Source organism: Bremerella volcania (assembly GCF_007748115.1).
In the GTDB taxonomy this organism is placed as follows: domain Bacteria; phylum Planctomycetota; class Planctomycetia; order Pirellulales; family Pirellulaceae; genus Bremerella; species Bremerella volcania.
This window is the reverse complement of the sequence record NZ_CP036289.1, coordinates 1,610,401-1,626,935: the sequence shown is the minus strand read 5'-3', so window position 1 is coordinate 1,626,935 and position 16,535 is coordinate 1,610,401. Positions and strand designations below refer to the sequence as shown.

Here is a 16,535-nt window from a genome sequence, read left to right as displayed (position 1 = left end):
ATAGCACAGCCGGAATCGAGAAACAGCCAGTTGTCGGCAGCGGATCGGTCCCCTAGGCTGAGTTTCGCGACGACTCTTTTGCTCGAAGAACTCTCATCAGGCCAGTCATATGGACGATAAGGCGCAAGAACAAGAATATTACCTCATGTGGAAGACCCGCGGCCCCATTCGCCGCTTGATCTATCCGCTGGAAGGGCTCATCTCGGATGCTGCCTGGGGGGGCGTGCTGCTGATGATCTGCACCGCGATTGCGTTGTACCTGGCCAACAGCGAGTGGGCTCACGATTACCATGAATTCCTTAACGCGCCGGTCGATGTCGGCCTGGGAAACTCGCATCTGGTTCTCGACGTACATCATTTCATCAACGATGCGCTGATGGCGATCTTCTTCTTCGTGGTCGGCTTGGAGATCAAGCGGGAAGTTCTTGTTGGCGAGCTTTCCAAAGTTCGAGAAGCCACGTTGCCGGCCGTCGCCGCGCTCGGGGGCATGATCGCGCCGGCTCTTCTCTTCTTGGCTCTGAACTTCAACGCTGAAGGAAGGCATGGCTGGGGCATCCCAATGGCAACCGACATTGCGTTCAGCCTCGGTATCCTTTCGCTGCTGGGCAGAAGGGTTCCTCTTTCGGCGAAAGTGTTTCTCACCGCGTTTGCGATCGTCGATGACATCGGCGCGTCGCTGGTGATCGCCTTTTTCTATACCGAATCCATCTCGTGGACGATGCTGGGGTTGGCAGGCATCTTCTTCGGACTGTTGGCCTTCTGCAATTTCACCGGCATACGCCGCTCGGCACCTTACATCATTCTTTCCATTTTGCTTTGGTTCTGTTTCCTCAAGTCAGGCGTTCACCCGACGATCGCGGGCGTCCTGGCTGCTTTGACCATTCCGGCACGGCCGCGACTTCAGTCGGACGAGTTTCTCATCTCGACACGCATGCTCTTGAATCGCATTGAAGAGAAACGCGAGGAAGAAGAAGACGTTCTAAAGAATAAAGAAAAGCATTCACTGATTTCTGACGTCGAACTCGCCAGTCGATTGACGCAAACGCCGATCAAACGATTTGAAAACGCGTTGCACCACTGGCTCACCTTCTTCATCATGCCGGTCTTCGCGCTCGCCAACGCAGGCATTGCGTTGGATGGGGACATCGTCAGTAAACTAACGCACAACGTCACCATCGGCGTGATGCTGGGGCTGCTGTTGGGCAAACAAATCGGGGTGACTCTGTTCTGCTGGATCGCCGTGAAATTGGGCTGGGCCCAACTGCCACGCAACGTTTCGTGGGGAATGCTGTACGGCTTGTCCTGGCTGGGTGGGATCGGCTTCACGATGTCGTTGTTCATCACCAACCTCGCTTTCGGACGAGAGTCCATTCATCGCGATGACGCCAAACTAGGGATCCTGGTTGCTTCGGCCATCGCAGGCATCGGCGGCTGCATTGTGGTCTCCCTTTTCCTGCCTGAGAAAGCCGAGGAGACAAATGCTGACGTGGAAACCGATTCCGAGCTGTGAGATCGGCCCATAACCCCGAAAACCAAGGGATGGACACCGCACAGAAACTCAACTATTCTGAATTCGGTTAGCACCCTCATCCCAAGCACATCCCCAACAAGATCAGTAAGGAAATTTCCCCCATGAACCGACTTTGGATCACCCTCCCCTGCTTGACCCTGATGCTTCTGGCCGCCGGGACCGCGGTTGCCGAGAACGATGAGAAATTCGTTCCGCTGTTCAACGGCGAAAACCTGGATGGCTGGGTTCAAAATGGCGGCGAGGCCAAGTACACCGTGGAAGACGGTGTGATCATTGGTACTTCGGTCCCTAAGACCCCCAACAGTTTCCTGTGCACGAAAAAGATGTACGGCGACTTTATTCTGGAAGTGGAATACATGGTCGACCCGCTGCTCAACTCCGGCATCCAGATTCGGAGCAACGTTTACGACGAACCAAAGACCTATAAGACCGACGCAGGCAAAGAAGTGAAGGTCGCTGCCGGTCGCGTGCATGGTTACCAGGTCGAAATCGATCCTTCCGATCGCGCTTGGAGCGGTGGCATCTACGATGAAGGACGTCGTGGTTGGTTGTTCAACCTGAAAGACAAGCCCGAAGCCCAAAAGGCCTTCAAGCAAAACGAATGGAATAAGTACCGCATCGAATGCCGCGGCGACTCGATCAAGACTTGGATCAACGGCGTGCCTGCCGCCGACCTGACCGACGACATGACCTCGGAAGGTTTCATTGCCCTGCAAGTGCATGGCGTGGGTGGCGACGAAAAGAAAGTCGGCAAGCAGATCAAGTGGCGCAATGTGAAGATCCTCGAACTGGAAGACTAGTTTCGATTGCCTCTCAGACGCAACGACCCACCAGGCCAGGTCGCGAAGTGAATTCGCGGCCTGGCTTTTTTTGTGGGTCAGCATTCAATTGGACAAACGAAAAACGTTAAGATGCCCAAATCATGATCCCCATCGGCGCCCTTTGACGCGTAAGTCATTAAGCGACGATGGACCAGTTCCCCCGCGAAGAAGAAACATCGCCGTATGTTCCTGACCGAACCGAATCAAACTCCCTACGATCTCCACTTCTCGTTGTTCAACGTCCCCATCCGCGTCCATCCGTTGTTTTGGTTGGTCTCGCTGCTGATGGGATTCAACGGAGGAGATCCCAAGACAGTCCTTTTATGGGTCGCGGCGGTCTTCGTTTCCATCCTGGTGCACGAGATGGGACACGCATTGGTCATTCAATGGTACGGCTGGTCCCCCAGTGTCGTGCTTTACTCTTTTGGTGGATTGGCCATCCATAACCCGCATGTTCAATCAAACTTCGGTCCTGGGCGGGGGAGGCGAAACCAGTGGACGCAAATCATCATCAGCCTGGCCGGCCCCGGGGCAGGCTTCCTGCTGGCAGGACTGATCGTGGCGGTGACGTGGGGCACGGGAATTGCTCATTTTGAGGTATTCACCTTTGGCGAGACCTTAATTCCCAACGGATACATGTTGATCCCCGGCGAACGATTGGCCCAATATCCCTACGTGACGACTCTTTTAATGCAGATGCTGTACATCAACATCTTCTGGGGCCTGGTCAACCTGCTGCCAATATGGCCGCTGGATGGAGGCAAGATTTCTCGCGAACTGTTTCAAATGGCGGACGGCGGGATGGCCATTCGCAACTCGCTGATCCTTTCCCTGATTTGCGCCATTGGAATGGCGCTGTGGGGTTTTCAAAGTGGTAGCCGCTTCATTCCGATCTTCTTTGCGTTCATGGCCATTCAAAACTATCAGGACATGAGCGGACCCAATCGAACCGGAGGCAACCCTTGGTAAGCGAAGCCAGCGAACAACGCGAACGACATCGTTTGATTGTGCTCGGCGCAAGCAACGTGGCGAAGAGCTTGGAAGTACTGCTCAACGTTGCTCCGCAAATGATTGCCAAGCCGCTGGAAGTCTACGCCGCGATCGGTCGTGGACGCTCTTACGGCACCCAATCCAAATTTCTTTTTCGAAGACTTCCAGGAATTTTAGAAAGTGAACTTTGGCCTACTTTGGAAAGCGGGGCAAACTTCGCCAAGACAAGTTGCGTCATCACCGACATCGGCAACGACCTTCTCTACAGTCGCACCGTCGATCAAATTATCGATTGGTTAGAGCAGTGCATCATTCGATTGCGACTTACCGCAGGGCCGATTGCGATCACCGGAATTCCATTGGCTGGCGTTCGAAATTTAGCCCCCTATAAATTCCGCGCACTACGCACGTTGATGTTCCCCGGTTCGACGTTAGAGCTAAGCACGGTGCAGCAGCGTGCCGAAGACTTAGACCTGCGTCTGCAAGCGTTCGGCAAAGAGGACGACATCACGTTTATCCCGCAAAAACCCGAGTGGTATGGCTTTGACCCGATTCATTGGAAGTCGCGCAAACGGCCTGAAGTTTGGCACACTATTCTTACCGCATTGGGGCATTCCTCGTTCGATTACACGCGCGTGCGATCGAACTTCTTTCACGAGATGAAGCATTGGATGACGCGCCCTCACAAGCGCACTCTCTTTGGACGCGAGCAATCGAAAACGCAGCCGGTGATTCAGCGCGGCGAACACTTGACCGTCGCGCTTTACTAAGCGCGCTGCGCGACGCGCTATCGCGTTGTTGTTACCAACGATCACTCTTAGCGCGCGTTGTTCTTCTTGACGCGATCGCCATTTTTTCTCAAAGAACTTTCAAGATGCATGCTTTGAGATGTGGAAAACGTGTTGCAAAAAAAACGAATATACGTACAACTTACCTCAGCTTCTTTTGTGAATGGCCTTATTAAAGGCACCGGGCTGCATCGGAAGCTGCACTGCCCACAGGGCGCCCGGCTAGATTTTTAAGTTTGTTGCATCGTCGCGAAGTGATGAACAAGTTCGATCGGTTCGACTTCTGTTTCATGACCAAGCGCACCGCAACGTGATCTTACGGAGGACGTTTAAGTGGCCACAAAGAAGAAAACTGTGAAGAAGGCGGCACCGAAGAAGAAAGCAGCACCTAAGAAGGCTGCCAAGAAGACCGTCAAGAAGAAGACCGTCAAGAAGGCTGCTCCTAAGAAGGCTGCCAAGAAGACCGTCAAGAAGGCTGCTCCTAAGAAGGCCGCCAAGAAGACCGTCAAGAAGAAGACCGTGAAGAAGGCTGCCCCCAAGAAGGCCGCTAAGAAGACCGTCAAGAAGAAGACTGCCAAGAAGAAGTAGTCGCAAGACTCGCTTCAAAGAAAAGTAGGACCACGGTCGTCCAACTTTTCCCTCAGCAAGATCACAACGAGACAGAGCCGTTTTCTAATTTAGAAGACGGCTCTAATATTTTCTTGCGATCACTCTCTAGTGCCCTCGCCCCTTGGGGGAAAGAGTTAGGGTGAGGAGCGAAGCGGGTACCGGCTTTCCAACCCTCACACCAGCCCTCTTCCTTGGAAAGGGAGAGGGGACTAAAACCCTTGTCTACAATACAGTTAGCGAAGGGATCGGCGGCTTTTCGGCGGCCGAATCGGCCAACTGCTTGACCAGGTTATAGGCCAGCTGCTCGAACCTCGGGGCGGTGACTTCATTCTGCAGGACGTCACTCGTCTTTCCGGCGTCCCCCTGCTGGCGAATCGACATCGTAATCGGCACGTCGCCCAGGAATGGGACGTCCAGTTCCTGCGCTTTCCGCTGGGCACCACCACGTCCGAAGATGTCCCACTGCTTGCCGGTGTCGGGGCAGACGAAGCCGCTCATGTTCTCGACCATCCCCAGCACCGGGATCTTCACCTTCCGGAACATGGCCACCGCTTTGATCGCATCCAACAAGGCAACCTCTTGCGGCGTGCAAACCACCACGCTGCCGGTCAGCGGCAACAACTGGCTGAGCGTTAAAGCAATGTCACCGGTGCCTGGTGGCATATCGATGATCAAGTAATCGAGCGGTCCCCAATCGGTATCGCGTAGAAACTGCGTGACCGCGCCGTGCAGCATTGGACCGCGCCAGATCACCGCTTCTCCCGGCTCCACGATCAAGCCCATCGAGATGACCTTCATCCCGTCGACTTCTTTTGGTTGGATTCGTTTCTCGATTACCTCCGGACGACCACCAACGCCCAACAGATGCGGAATGCTAGGTCCGTAGATGTCGGCATCCATCAAGCCAACCTTCGCGCCCGACTTCTTCAAAGCGTACGCCAGGCACGATGCAACGGTGCTTTTGCCAACGCCCCCTTTGCCGGAACCGACCGCAATCACGCTGCGTGCCGTTAAACCAATCTGACCGATCGGTTCGATCTTGCGCTGATGCTCCCGCAATTGAACGTTCACTTCCTTCAGCTCAGGCACCTCTTTCAGCACGTGTTGTTTGACCCGCTCTTTCGTTTCTTCCCACAGCGGAGCACTATGCGTGGTCAACTCTAGAATGAACGATGCCGTCGTGCCGTTGACGTCGACTTCTTTGACCTGGTCGGTGGTGGTGATCGAACGACCGCAATAAGGGTCTTTGATACCTTCAAGGGCTTTGATGACTTGTTGGACATCAGCCATGGAGAACTCTCCTTCGAGCGGAAGCAATGGCAAAACCTATAGGCCGTGCCGGAAGCGCATTGGGTTGGATTGTTTGTTGTTGGGGTTACCAGGGAAGCCAGTCGAGTGGATCGTTTTGTTCGGCCGGTGTGTCTTTAGGCTCAGGCAGCCGCGAAAGGAAACGTTCGATCGTGCGGCGGATTACCGGCAGCGATCTCGGCCCGATGAACACCAGTCCGCTGCCCATCTCCCAGCATGCGGGATGCCATGCTTCCATTCGCTCGTCTAAAAGCAGAAACACATGACACGCCGGCCAACGCTGGCGAACCTCAGCCACCTGCCGCAATCGAGCCGCGACCTGGGCCGCCGTCATCGAACTTCGCAGGGCAACCATCAACAACCGCTGACTCTCTTCCGAAAGCAATTTCATCACCTCGGACGCCACACGGACCTCGACCAAACCAGCCGTTGAGGTTGGCGCGAGCCCCCGTAAACGGGGAGCCCAGCAAGGTTGAGGTTCATACAGTACACACCGGCCGGCTAAATCCATGACAACCCTTATTCATCGTAAGAAGGGAGGCCACCAGTGACAACCACGCGACGCGTCATCGTACCACTCATTCGAGCCCCCACTGTTCGATCCGGCGATGCAGCCGAGCCCGCGATATGCTGAGCATGTTGGCGGCCTGAGTCTTGTTTCCCTTGGCCGCTTTGAGCGTTCGCACTAGAATCTCGCGCTCGTATGCTTCCAGGGCAGCGTCCAGATCGATCGACTCCGGCTCCTTCGCTTCGATCTTCTTGTGGGGTGCCCGCGAGACAACTGACGGGAAGTCGGTCACATCCAGCGTAAACCCGCTGGCCGTTTGATGGGCCGCCGTCAGCATCTCGTTCAGCTGATCGATATTCCCAGGCCACTCTTGTTGCTGCAAACGATCAATCGCCTCGGCCGAGATCGATTGCAGCTGTCGATCGGATGGAATGTTCAGTTCTTCCACCACAGCCTGGGCGATGTAGGGAATGTCTTCCGGTCGATCGCACAGCGGCGGCAGTTCAATCTCTAAGGTTGAAATCCGAAACGCGAGGTCTTCGCGAAATTGCCCACGTCGCGCAAGCTCGAGCAATGACTCTTCGGACGTTGATAGGATCCGTAGGTCGACCCCAATTAAATCCAACAGGTGCAACAGTTCCGTTTGCGCGCCCAGGTCCAGTTTATCGGCGTTCAACAGCACCAGCGACGCGTGACCGGCGTCTTCGTCATCTTGGCAGCGGTTGGCAAACGCGCGAATCGTGGTCTGCATGATCTCGGCGTCCATCAGTTGCCCTTCAATGGTAATCACCGGGCCTGCGTGACCAGGGTTGGAAGCATAACAAATGGTGCGAGCGACCTGCTCGCGTCCGGTTCCTTGCTCGCCGATCACCAACACCGGCACGCGCGACTGCGAAGCCAGGTCGACCAGCCGCCGCACGCGAATCATCGCCGTGCTGATTCCCACCAGGTGACTGACGGAATAACGACCGCGATACTCATGGCGCAGTGCCTGCAGCGTGGCGTGAATCTCTTCCTGCGGCTGCAGCGGCCCCCAGTGCGGAAACTTATCAGGCGGGGCGAGCATCACCACCACGTTGCGAACCAACGCTATCGATTCCGTGTCCGGCGCGTCGGTGATCGGTGTGAAGACACCCCGCCAACTCGTTTCGGCGGCATCCACGCCGGAAGCCAGCGTGATGTCGCGGGTAGCCACTTCCCCCAACCACACGTTGGAAGCGGGACATAGGTCGGAGACTTGCTGCAGGGCCTTGGGCAATTGCCCCAAACCATGGTACCGGGCCGTTTGTTCTAACAGTTCGTCGCGCGAGATCCCCAGCGTCTTCTCGGCGGCGGCGTTCAAGTAACGAACCGTATTCCCTTCCCCAAACAAAACGACCGGCCAAGCCGAAAGGTCGAACGCCTGGATCAGAAACGTCGTCGGTTTACGAGGAGTCGATGGCACCAGTTACCGTCCACGGGGCTTTAGGCAACGAAACAAACCAGATTTCGCCAAACTTCGTATTATAAACCACCTCAACAAACCGCGTGGGATGCTTGTGAGAAAACCCGCTAACGCGAACAATGGGTAGTTTTCAGTGTGAAGTGTTCAGTTTTCAGTGCAGAAACGTTACCCTTCTCTCTTTGCTGAAAACGGAACACTGAAAACTTCCAACTTAAATCCGAAGGATTCCACAATGGATGTCGTGGAGCTGACGCAGCGACTCGTTCAGATTCCCAGCGTCAACCCGATGGGGCACAAAGTCGATCAGCCTGAGATCCAATTCGAGCATCGCCTGGGCGATCTACTGGAGCAAATCTTCGAGGAGATCGGCGTCGAGTACGAACGGATCGAAGTCGCTCCGCAGCGAGACAACGTCATCGCCTGCCTGCCGGGCACATCCGACAAGATCATCGTACTGGAAGCCCACCAAGATACTGTCCCGGTTGAAGGGATGACGGTCGATCCATTCGGCGGCACCCGCATCGAAAACCGCATCTACGGTCGCGGTTCGTGCGATGTGAAGGGAGGCATGGCGATGTGCCTGGCCGTTCTGTCGCGGCTGAAGGAGAACCCAGGCGAGAACCTGCCCACCGTGCTGGTCGCTTGTACCGTCAACGAAGAGTGCGGCTTCACCGGTGCCCGGCACCTGGCCAGCACCTGGAAAGATGGCAAATCGAATTTGATTTCGCGCAAGCCGGATGCTGTCTTCGTCGCAGAACCAACGTCGATGAACGTCGTCGTATCGCACAAAGGGGTCATTCGCTGGCGATGCCACGCCCTGGGCCAGGCCGCCCATAGCAGCAAACCTTCGGTCGGCGACAACGCCATCTACCGCATGGCCAACGTCCTGAACATCATTCGCGAGTACGAACAAACCGTTCTGGCGAATGCTCCCGAGCAAGGTCCGCTGGGCCCACCGACGATCAGCGTCGGCACGATTACCGGGGGCGTGAGCGTGAACACAGTGCCGGATTGCTGCACGATCGAGATCGATCGCCGCGTTCTGCCGGGCGAATCGCAAGAGGAAGTCCGCCAGGAGGTGATCGACTTCATCGCCGCCAAGATCGACGACCCCGAGAAAGTCCAGCACGATCCGCCGTACATGAGTTCGCCAGGCTTGCCGCTGGCCGAATCGAACCAGGCGCTGGCCAGCCACATTGCCGACGTCGCGAAAGAGTTCGGCGTCACCAGCGAGTTCATGCAGGTAGCCTACGGAACCGACTCGCCGGCCTTCTTCGCGATAGGCGTCCCCTCGGTCGTCTTCGGCCCCGGCTCCCTCGCCCAGGCCCACACCAAAGACGAGTTCATCGAGATCGAGCAGTTACACCAAGCCACCGACATCCTGGAAGCCGTCTGCCGCAAGTTCGGCTGATGCAACACGGCGCAAACCTTTCAAAAAAAATTCCCAAGCGCACTATCTCACTGAAGCGCTGCGCCTCTAAATTACACGCATCAGACCTCGAAGCCATCTCGCTTGGGGACAACAGAAGTATTGGCACGCAATGGATGCGTGTTTCCATTGCCTACCAAATCTAACCCAAACCCTCTTAGCCCCGTTGGGGCTGAGGAAAATTTACTCACAGACGTAACGAGCAAAACCATGTCATCCAACCATCGCCCTGAACAAAACGGAGCGCTCTCACGCGAACGCAAACCGCAGGTCGTGGTGCGCGCTGGCAAGACTTACGTTTGCTCGTCGTGCGGGACGTTGGTCGAAATCCCGGCCGACGTCGTCGGGCAATTGGTCATCGCGGTCGATCCTTCGCAGTCGGATGAAACGGTCGAGCCATCGCCTGTCAGCGAGAAGCCTTCCCGGACAACGCCCATTGCAAAGGCACCGCCAAGGCCGAAGCGTCCGCAACCACCCAAGCGCGTTTCTTTCACCGGCGAGACCATCGACGGACTCCGCGTGCCGTCTGCCAAGCAGTTGGATCGCGCATTCAGCTGGGTCACGTTTCATTTGAAGGTGCTCGACCGGCAAGGGAGCGAGATCAAACGGCTGAAGAACCTGCTTTCGAAAGAGCGGGTGCCATGCCCACGTCCGCGTGGGCATGCGATGAAAGCGCCTGCCGTAGAATCGATTGGGGGTCACGATCCGCATAGCGAACGGCATGCCCACGAAGACGTGGGCATGGTACCCGAACGAAGACCAAACTGCGCGAGCCAGACGTCAGAACGCGGCCCACCAAAAAATCCTGTCCCCTCTCCCTCGCAGGGAGAGGGCTAGGGTGAGCGACTGTGTTTAATTTCAAGCCGTTTGGGGCGTGGTCTGCCATGTTTTTTGTTCTCGAAGCATGGCGTTGAGGATGCACAGTAGCTTTCTCATGCACGCCACGATGGCAACTTTCGCACGCTTTCCGGCGTCTCGCAGTCGACGGTAATACGGTTTAATCTTGGGATTGTGGCGGATCGCTGAGAGCGTCGCCATGTAGAGCGCGGAGCGAACGGTCGTACGCCCTCCCCACGTGGTGCGCACTCCGCGGAACTTGCCGCTGTCGCGATTGATCGGGGCCACGCCTGCCAACGCCGCGATTTGATGCCGCGAGCAGCTGCCAAGTTCGGGAAGTTCCGCCAAGAGAGACAGTGAAGTATGGGGACCGATGCCAGGAACACTTTTGAGCAGATCGTCTTTGGTTCGCCAAACAGGCGTCTGCTGAATGGTTTGCTGGAGGTCGCCATCTAGTTGATCGAGCTGACTTTGGAGCGTTCGAATCACGGCCTTAATGCTGCGCTGGACAAGCTTGTCATCCGACTGTTGGAGGCGGTTCTTCTCCGCCGTCAGCATGCCAATCAATTGTCGTCGACGAGCGATTTGCTGCTGCAAACGCAGCTGTTCTTTACTGGGAATCGGCCGAAACGTGAGGCGAACGGCTTGGCCAAACTCGGCCAGGATGCACGCGTCAATCTCGTCGGTCTTGGCCAACTTGCCGGTCGCGCGAGCGTAGTTTCGTACTTGCCGTGGATTGACGACTGCCACCGGAAGTAATGCGGCGCCCAGTTCACCAACGATGGCTTTCTCGTATCCACCAGTGCCTTCCAGAACGACTCCGTCAATCGAGAGCGACTTCAGCTCTTGAACAATTTGTTGATGGCCTTCCGGCGTGTTGGGCCATTGCCGTACGGCGTCACCGATCGCAACATCAAGTTTGTCTTTCGAGACATCAATTCCAATAAACATCAAATTCGAGCTTCTCCCTTCCTTGCTAATGCGGGCTTGCCAGGCAGCGGCCCCAGCGACTGTTCGGGCTAAATCTCAAAAAAGCGGACCGGTATCTAGCTCACCCACGGCCTCTGACGACCCGAGGGTTATCGATCTCGCGATCCGCAAAGCTATCCCACTCCGTTCGCTACGCTCACTACGTGGGATAGCTTGATTCCAATGTAAATCTAAACAGATTTCAACATACAAGGGTTTCTTGTGCGAACCTTCACCCAACATCGCCGAGTAGAGTACCGCATCGATGGGAACTCAGTTCGCGCATGCGCTGCTAGTCTGCGATTAACCCCCTCACCCTAACCCTCTCCCCCGCAGACGGTGGAGAGGGGACAAGGTTGTGCTGCGCGCATGCAAAAAGACGAGAGCCTGTGCGGGCAAGCTCTCGCCTTTTCGTATGTTCCACTTAAAATTGCTCAGCTCAGGAGAAACGCAACGTTCCCTCCGACTGAAAGCTGAACACGGAAAACTTCCAACTGGTCTTTAAAACACGTCCAGCAGGAAGTGGTGGCCGGAGTGATACAGACGGCCGTTGGGATACGGGTTCTGCCACTGTTCGTTGTAAACCGGAATCCGCATTTCGGTCGGATAGCGGTAGTACAGGCTCTCGCGGCTGCGATAGTACTCAGCGCCCTGGAAGTTCTGGGGATAGTAGACGTAGGGATAGTGATAGAAACGTTCCCAGTCGTAGCTACCGTACGTTCCGCCCCAAACGCGGCTGAATGCTTGGTCGCCAGCTTCGGCGCTGGAGAAAGTAACCGACATCGAAGCGGCAATGATCAGACCAAATACGATGCGTCGAAACATCGATGATCCCCCTAATACGCAGTTGTGGTTCACTGGAAGACGTGGCCAATCACCCACGCTCCCCACGGACACGGAGACATGCCGCACCTTAAGCATCGGCGAGTCGGGAAGCAGGAATTAAGCGAAAATCCCGCAGAACCGGTACCACAGTCAAATTAGGGAGAACGCTGCGCTGCTAGCTCGTGGCAAACAGCGCGTTGCAGAATGCTTCGGGATCGAACCGCGTCAGGTCTTCCGGCTTTTCACCCACGCCAATAAACTTGACCGGGAGCTGGAATTCCTTGCGGATCGGCACCACGACACCACCCTTGGCGGTTCCGTCGAGCTTGGTCAGCACGATGCCGGTGCACTGGGCTGCTTCCGAGAAGCCCTTGGCCTGGCTGATCCCGTTTTGACCGGCGGTGGCATCCAGGACGAGCAGCACCTCGTGCGGAGCTGCTTCGATCTTCTTGCTGATGACGCGGCGCATTTTGTCCAACTGCGTCATCAGGTTCTTCTGCGTTTGCAAACGGCCGGCCGTATCGATGATCACCACATCGGCGTTTTGATTGATTCCTTCGTCGACCGCACGAAACGCGACGCTGGCCGGGTCGCTGCCTGCCTCGCCGCGGACGATCGTCGCGCCGAGCCGTTCGGCCCAGATCGAAAGCTGCTCGGAGGCCGCGGCACGGAACGTATCGCCAGCCCCCAGAACCACGGAGTTTCCTTGATCGATGAACCAGCGCGTTAACTTGGCGATGGAGGTGGTCTTACCGGCACCATTGACGCCAACCACCAGAATCACCGTCGGACCTTCGGCGGCCATGCGGATCGGCTCTTTGTCCTGCTGCATCAGGCCGGAGAGTTCGTCCTGGATGTTCTTCAGGATGTCCTCGGTATGGACGACGCGGCCGCGGAAGTCATGGGCAATGCGATCTTTGATCTGGTTGGCGGGGCCGGCCCCCATATCGGTACGAATCAGAATCGCGAAGATCTCGTCAAGCAGTTCTTCGTCAACCAGGCGTCCTTCCGCTTTGAAGAGGTCGCGGATGTCGGTGTTGAGCAGGCGGCGCGTCTTCTCGAGACCTTGCCCCAGACGGCCAAAGAAGCCTGCTTCCTTTTCGGGAGTACCTTCTGGTGAGGTCGTCTCCGCGTCGTCTTTCTTCTTACCGAATCCGAAAATGCCCATCGCTACGAATCAATCCTCTACCCCTGGGTGGGATGAATGGTTCCATTGGTCCACCGCCAATGTAGCGGAAACCCCGCTGATTGTCTGCCACGGCAGGTTAAGCTGGGTCGCTACCTTCGGCCTGGATGCTTTTGAGAATGCGGTCCAAGAGGCCGTTGACGAACTGCGGACTGTGCTTGCCGCCGAAGCGTTTGGCCAGTTCGACCGCTTCGTTAATCGCCACGCGGGCCGGCGTGTCCGAGTAGATGATCTCGAACGCACCCAGCCGCAACAGGTTACGATCGGTCGCCGCCATGCGGCGGAGGCTCCAGTTGTCGGCGAAGCGTTCCAACTGCATGTCGATCTTCTTGCGATGTTCGCGAGTCCCGATCAGCAGGTATCGACCGAACTCAATCAGGTTCTCGTCATGCTTCAAACGCGCACGCAGGAACTCGTCGGCCAGACGCGGGTCCGCATCGGGGTTGAGATCCTCTTGATAGAGGATTTGCAGAACAACTTCACGCGCTCGACTACGTCTTGCCATGGGAATCTAGAGAATGCCTGGTCTCGAATACGTCTTGCCGGTACACAGGATGCGACTTGGGGAATTCACCGGCCAGATTGGATGAATTATAGCGAGCGTGGCCAGTTCAGGGTTTCGACTCAGGCAGATTTCGCAGAAGTCCCATCATTTCCAGGGCTGCTTCGGCTGCCTCGACACCCTTATTGCCGACGGCTCCCCCAGATCGGCTGATCGCTTGTTCGACTGTGTTACAGGTCAACACGCCAAAGGAAACAGGAATTTGACACTCAAGCGCCAAGTTACCCAGCGTCTGGCTGACCTGGGTGTTGATGTGCACGTCGTGCGTCGTTTCCCCCCGGATGACACATCCAAGGCAAATGACGGCCGTGTACTTACCACTGCGAGCCATCACCGCGGCAGCCAGCGGAATTTCCCAGGCCCCAGGCACCTTGGCCACGTCGATGTCGGCCTCGGAAATGCCACGGCTTTCCAACGTTTGCAGCGAACCGGTCAACAGCTTGTTGGTGATCGAGTTGTTGTAGGTCGAAACGACAATCGCCACGCGATCGCTGGTCGGACGGTAATCGGTTCCGGAGTAAATGTTCGGCACGATGTTCTCAGTTCGGGAATTGCATGGAGGTGAAAGAGACCAAACTCGGGTCCCCTCGCCCCCTTGGGGAGAGGGTTAGGGTGAGGGGCGATGGCTGGTACTCGCTTCCCAACCCTCACCCTAGCCCTCTCCCTTGGAAAGGGAGAGGGAACAGGATTTGTTGGAATGCGGTCAGTAATGAGCGTGCACTACTGCACATTCATGCTCATGAGAAATTCAGCGTTGGTTTTGTTCTTGCTCATGTGACCAAGCAGGAACTCCATGGCGTCGGGCGGGTTCATTTCGTTGAGCACGCGACGCAGGATGCAGACGCGGCGGTATTCTTCCGGATCCATCAGCATCTCTTCGCGGCGGGTACCGCTGGCGTTGATGTCGATGGCTGGGTAGATACGACGATCGACCATGCGGCGATCGAGCACGATTTCCTGGTTACCGGTTCCTTTGAATTCCTCGAAGATCACGTCGTCCATGCGGCTGCCGGTGTCGACCAGGGCCGTCGCGATGATCGTCAGCGAGCCCCCCTCTTCGACCTTACGGGCCGAACCGAGGAAGCGTTTGGGACGCTGCAAGGCGTTAGCATCCAGACCACCGGAAAGGAGCTTGCCCGAAGGAGGGCATTCGCTATTCCAGGCCCTTGCCAGACGCGTGATCGAGTCGAGGAAGATAACCACGTCGGTCCCGAATTCGACCATTCGCTTGGCCTTTTCGATGACCATTTCGGCCACTTGAACGTGACGCGACGGCGGCTCGTCGAAGGTCGAGCTGATCACTTCGCAGTTGGGTCCTTTGACCTGCCGCTCCATGTCGGTGACTTCTTCGGGACGTTCGTCGATCAGCAGCATAATGCAGTAGGCCTCGGGGTAGTTCGTCAGAACCGCCTTGGCCATGTTTTGCATCATGATCGTCTTACCGGCCCGCGGGGGGCTGACGATCAGACCACGCTGACCGAAACCGATCGGCACGATCAAGTCGATGATGCGGCCGCTGAACTCTTCCGGCGTCGTTTCCATCCGGATCCGATCGTCCGGGTGCAGCGGCGTGAGGTCGTCGAAGAAGACCTTCTGGGCGGCGACGTTCGGGTCTTGATAGTTGACCGCTTCGACGCGCAAGAGCGCGAAGTAGCGTTCGTTTTCCTTGGGTGGACGGATCTGCCCGGTGACGATGTTGCCCGTCTTCAAACCAAATCGGCGGATCTGGCTGGGGGAGACGTAGATATCGTCCGGGCACGACAGGTAGTGATAGTCGGGGCTACGCAAGAATCCGAAGCCGTCAGGCAGGATTTCGAGCGTCCCTTCGCCGTACATCAGGCCCGACATCTTCACGCGTTCCTTCAGGATGCGGAAGATCAGGTCTTGGCGGCGCGAGCCGGAAACGTCTTCGAGGTTCTCCTTGCGGGCCTCTTCGATCAGTTCCTGCATCGACATTTTCTGCAGCTCGGCGATATGCACTTCGCTGTGCTTGAGCTGCTCGAACTGCTCGTCGTCTTCCCCTTGATCACCACGATGTTTGCCGCGAGCGATCTGCTCGGCCAGCGACATCGGCTCGGGGCCATCGTCGTAGCTGTTGTTGTTGCGTCGGTTCGAACCGCGTGACGAACGATGCCCGTCCGATGCGTGGTTCGAGGAAGAGTCAGAGGGTTGGGGCGAGTTGGGCATGGAATGATTGGCTTGATCCGAGGCAGCCTCACTGGTTTCCGGCATGATGCCGGCACCAAATGCGTTGGCGTCCTGCGAGACCCGGGACGTTAACTTGTTATTCGAATTCGAATTATTGTTGTTGGTATTTCGGTTTGTTGTCGTGTTTCTGTGTGCCATAGGAGAATGTTCTCCAAGAGGAGTTTCCTGGCCAGAGTTGTCTAAAGGAATGTCCCTTAACCAACCGTTCAGACCGGCTATCTATCGAAGCGGTTCTTTAAAATCGGCATGCAGGGCGTCTTCGGTGGACGCAGGCTGTTCCAGGATGAGGAGGAGACTCTTTCGTTGTAGCAAAACGCTCGCAAGTTCGCGAGGCGATATTCGCCGGAATCGTAGTCTTCGTAAATGGTTGTAAATTAAAGGGGTAACGATAATTCAGGCTGCTATCGCCGCAGGCAATTTCTTGACCCCCACCTTTGCAGTAAGGTGGGTTTCATCGCCACTAAATTCTCCCACGCCTATTCCGAGCGGATTGCGACGAAAAGGAAAATCTTTGGGGAAG

At 56.4% G+C, this 16,535-nt stretch carries 16 protein-coding genes; 7 read left to right on the top strand and 9 right to left on the bottom strand.

Annotation, left to right across the window (positions count from 1 at the left end; translation table 11 throughout):
* The first annotated feature begins 145 nt into the window (after positions 1-145).
* The 5 genes from nhaA to Pan97_RS06570 all read left to right on the top strand — a co-directional run bounded on the left by nhaA (position 146) and on the right by Pan97_RS06570 (position 4,718).
* On the top strand, positions 146-1,510 hold the full coding sequence (gene nhaA, locus Pan97_RS06590) for a Na+/H+ antiporter NhaA (protein WP_144971326.1): 1,365 nt from the start codon (positions 146-148) through the stop codon (positions 1,508-1,510).
* Positions 1,511-1,632: 122 nt separating this feature from the next.
* Entirely contained in the window at positions 1,633-2,331 is a 699-nt protein-coding gene (locus Pan97_RS06585) for a 3-keto-disaccharide hydrolase (RefSeq protein WP_144971325.1), read from the top strand.
* 204 nt (positions 2,332-2,535) lie between these two features.
* The gene (locus tag Pan97_RS06580) at positions 2,536-3,321 is read left to right on the top strand and encodes a metalloprotease (RefSeq protein WP_144971324.1); all 786 of its coding nucleotides are present in this window, start codon (positions 2,536-2,538) and stop codon (positions 3,319-3,321) included.
* Positions 3,315-4,112 (top strand): hypothetical protein, encoded by a 798-nt coding sequence (locus Pan97_RS06575; protein ID WP_144971323.1) that lies wholly within the window; start codon positions 3,315-3,317, stop codon positions 4,110-4,112. Before Pan97_RS06580 ends, Pan97_RS06575 begins: the two co-directional genes overlap by 7 nt.
* A gap of 351 nt (positions 4,113-4,463) precedes the next feature.
* Entirely contained in the window at positions 4,464-4,718 is a 255-nt protein-coding gene (locus tag Pan97_RS06570; RefSeq protein ID WP_144971322.1) for a hypothetical protein, read from the top strand.
* 243 nt (positions 4,719-4,961) lie between these two features.
* Here Pan97_RS06570 and Pan97_RS06565 read toward each other — a convergent pair whose 3' ends face one another.
* The 3 genes from Pan97_RS06565 to Pan97_RS06555 all read right to left on the bottom strand — a co-directional run bounded on the left by Pan97_RS06565 (position 4,962) and on the right by Pan97_RS06555 (position 7,999).
* Positions 4,962-6,029, bottom strand: coding sequence for an Mrp/NBP35 family ATP-binding protein (locus Pan97_RS06565; protein ID WP_144971321.1), 1,068 nt, complete (start codon positions 6,027-6,029; stop codon positions 4,962-4,964).
* Positions 6,030-6,114: 85 nt separating this feature from the next.
* Positions 6,115-6,438 (bottom strand): hypothetical protein, encoded by a 324-nt coding sequence (locus Pan97_RS06560; protein WP_144971320.1) that lies wholly within the window; start codon positions 6,436-6,438, stop codon positions 6,115-6,117.
* A 187-nt stretch (positions 6,439-6,625) separates the two neighbouring features.
* Positions 6,626-7,999, bottom strand: coding sequence for a sigma 54-interacting transcriptional regulator (locus Pan97_RS06555; protein ID WP_144971319.1), 1,374 nt, complete (start codon positions 7,997-7,999; stop codon positions 6,626-6,628).
* A gap of 232 nt (positions 8,000-8,231) precedes the next feature.
* Between Pan97_RS06555 and Pan97_RS06550 the strand changes: the two genes are divergently transcribed.
* A complete protein-coding gene (locus Pan97_RS06550) occupies positions 8,232-9,410 on the top strand; it encodes a M20 family metallopeptidase (RefSeq protein WP_144971318.1) in 1,179 nt (392 codons plus the stop codon).
* Between the two features lie 228 nt (positions 9,411-9,638).
* The gene (locus Pan97_RS06545; protein WP_144971317.1) at positions 9,639-10,265 is read left to right on the top strand and encodes a hypothetical protein; all 627 of its coding nucleotides are present in this window, start codon (positions 9,639-9,641) and stop codon (positions 10,263-10,265) included.
* A gap of 21 nt (positions 10,266-10,286) precedes the next feature.
* Here Pan97_RS06545 and Pan97_RS06540 read toward each other — a convergent pair whose 3' ends face one another.
* The 6 genes from Pan97_RS06540 to rho all read right to left on the bottom strand — a co-directional run bounded on the left by Pan97_RS06540 (position 10,287) and on the right by rho (position 16,039).
* The gene (locus Pan97_RS06540) at positions 10,287-11,216 is read right to left on the bottom strand and encodes an IS110 family RNA-guided transposase (RefSeq protein WP_144971316.1); all 930 of its coding nucleotides are present in this window, start codon (positions 11,214-11,216) and stop codon (positions 10,287-10,289) included.
* Between the two features lie 519 nt (positions 11,217-11,735).
* The gene (locus Pan97_RS06535) at positions 11,736-12,059 is read right to left on the bottom strand and encodes a calmodulin-binding protein (RefSeq protein WP_144971315.1); all 324 of its coding nucleotides are present in this window, start codon (positions 12,057-12,059) and stop codon (positions 11,736-11,738) included.
* A 175-nt stretch (positions 12,060-12,234) separates the two neighbouring features.
* Positions 12,235-13,227, bottom strand: coding sequence for a signal recognition particle-docking protein FtsY (gene ftsY, locus Pan97_RS06530; RefSeq protein ID WP_144971314.1), 993 nt, complete (start codon positions 13,225-13,227; stop codon positions 12,235-12,237).
* Between the two features lie 97 nt (positions 13,228-13,324).
* Positions 13,325-13,750 (bottom strand): transcription antitermination factor NusB, encoded by a 426-nt coding sequence (gene nusB, locus Pan97_RS06525; protein WP_144971313.1) that lies wholly within the window; start codon positions 13,748-13,750, stop codon positions 13,325-13,327.
* A 106-nt stretch (positions 13,751-13,856) separates the two neighbouring features.
* The gene (ribH, locus tag Pan97_RS06520; RefSeq protein ID WP_391529980.1) at positions 13,857-14,339 is read right to left on the bottom strand and encodes a 6,7-dimethyl-8-ribityllumazine synthase; all 483 of its coding nucleotides are present in this window, start codon (positions 14,337-14,339) and stop codon (positions 13,857-13,859) included.
* Positions 14,340-14,527: 188 nt separating this feature from the next.
* Positions 14,528-16,039 (bottom strand): transcription termination factor Rho, encoded by a 1,512-nt coding sequence (gene rho / locus Pan97_RS06515; RefSeq protein ID WP_449240258.1) that lies wholly within the window; start codon positions 16,037-16,039, stop codon positions 14,528-14,530.
* Positions 16,040-16,535: the final 496 nt, after the last annotated feature.

What these genes read in the sequence shown, in the direction of transcription:
- nhaA (WP_144971326.1), top strand. Translation starts at nt 146, where the DNA reads ATGTGGAAGACCCGCGGCCCCATTCGCCGCTTGATCTATCCGCTGGAA.
- Pan97_RS06585 (WP_144971325.1), top strand. Translation starts at nt 1,633, where the DNA reads ATGAACCGACTTTGGATCACCCTCCCCTGCTTGACCCTGATGCTTCTG.
- Pan97_RS06580 (WP_144971324.1), top strand. Translation starts at nt 2,536, where the DNA reads ATGTTCCTGACCGAACCGAATCAAACTCCCTACGATCTCCACTTCTCG.
- Pan97_RS06565 (WP_144971321.1), bottom strand. Translation starts at nt 6,029, where the DNA reads ATGGCTGATGTCCAACAAGTCATCAAAGCCCTTGAAGGTATCAAAGAC.
- Pan97_RS06560 (WP_144971320.1), bottom strand. Translation starts at nt 6,438, where the DNA reads ATGAAATTGCTTTCGGAAGAGAGTCAGCGGTTGTTGATGGTTGCCCTG.
- Pan97_RS06550 (WP_144971318.1), top strand. Translation starts at nt 8,232, where the DNA reads ATGGATGTCGTGGAGCTGACGCAGCGACTCGTTCAGATTCCCAGCGTC.
- Pan97_RS06545 (WP_144971317.1), top strand. Translation starts at nt 9,639, where the DNA reads ATGTCATCCAACCATCGCCCTGAACAAAACGGAGCGCTCTCACGCGAA.
- Pan97_RS06540 (WP_144971316.1), bottom strand. Translation starts at nt 11,216, where the DNA reads ATGTTTATTGGAATTGATGTCTCGAAAGACAAACTTGATGTTGCGATC.
- Pan97_RS06535 (WP_144971315.1), bottom strand. Translation starts at nt 12,059, where the DNA reads ATGTTTCGACGCATCGTATTTGGTCTGATCATTGCCGCTTCGATGTCG.
- ftsY (WP_144971314.1), bottom strand. Translation starts at nt 13,227, where the DNA reads ATGGGCATTTTCGGATTCGGTAAGAAGAAAGACGACGCGGAGACGACC.
- nusB (WP_144971313.1), bottom strand. Translation starts at nt 13,750, where the DNA reads ATGGCAAGACGTAGTCGAGCGCGTGAAGTTGTTCTGCAAATCCTCTAT.
- rho (WP_449240258.1), bottom strand. Translation starts at nt 16,039, where the DNA reads ATGCCGGAAACCAGTGAGGCTGCCTCGGATCAAGCCAATCATTCCATG.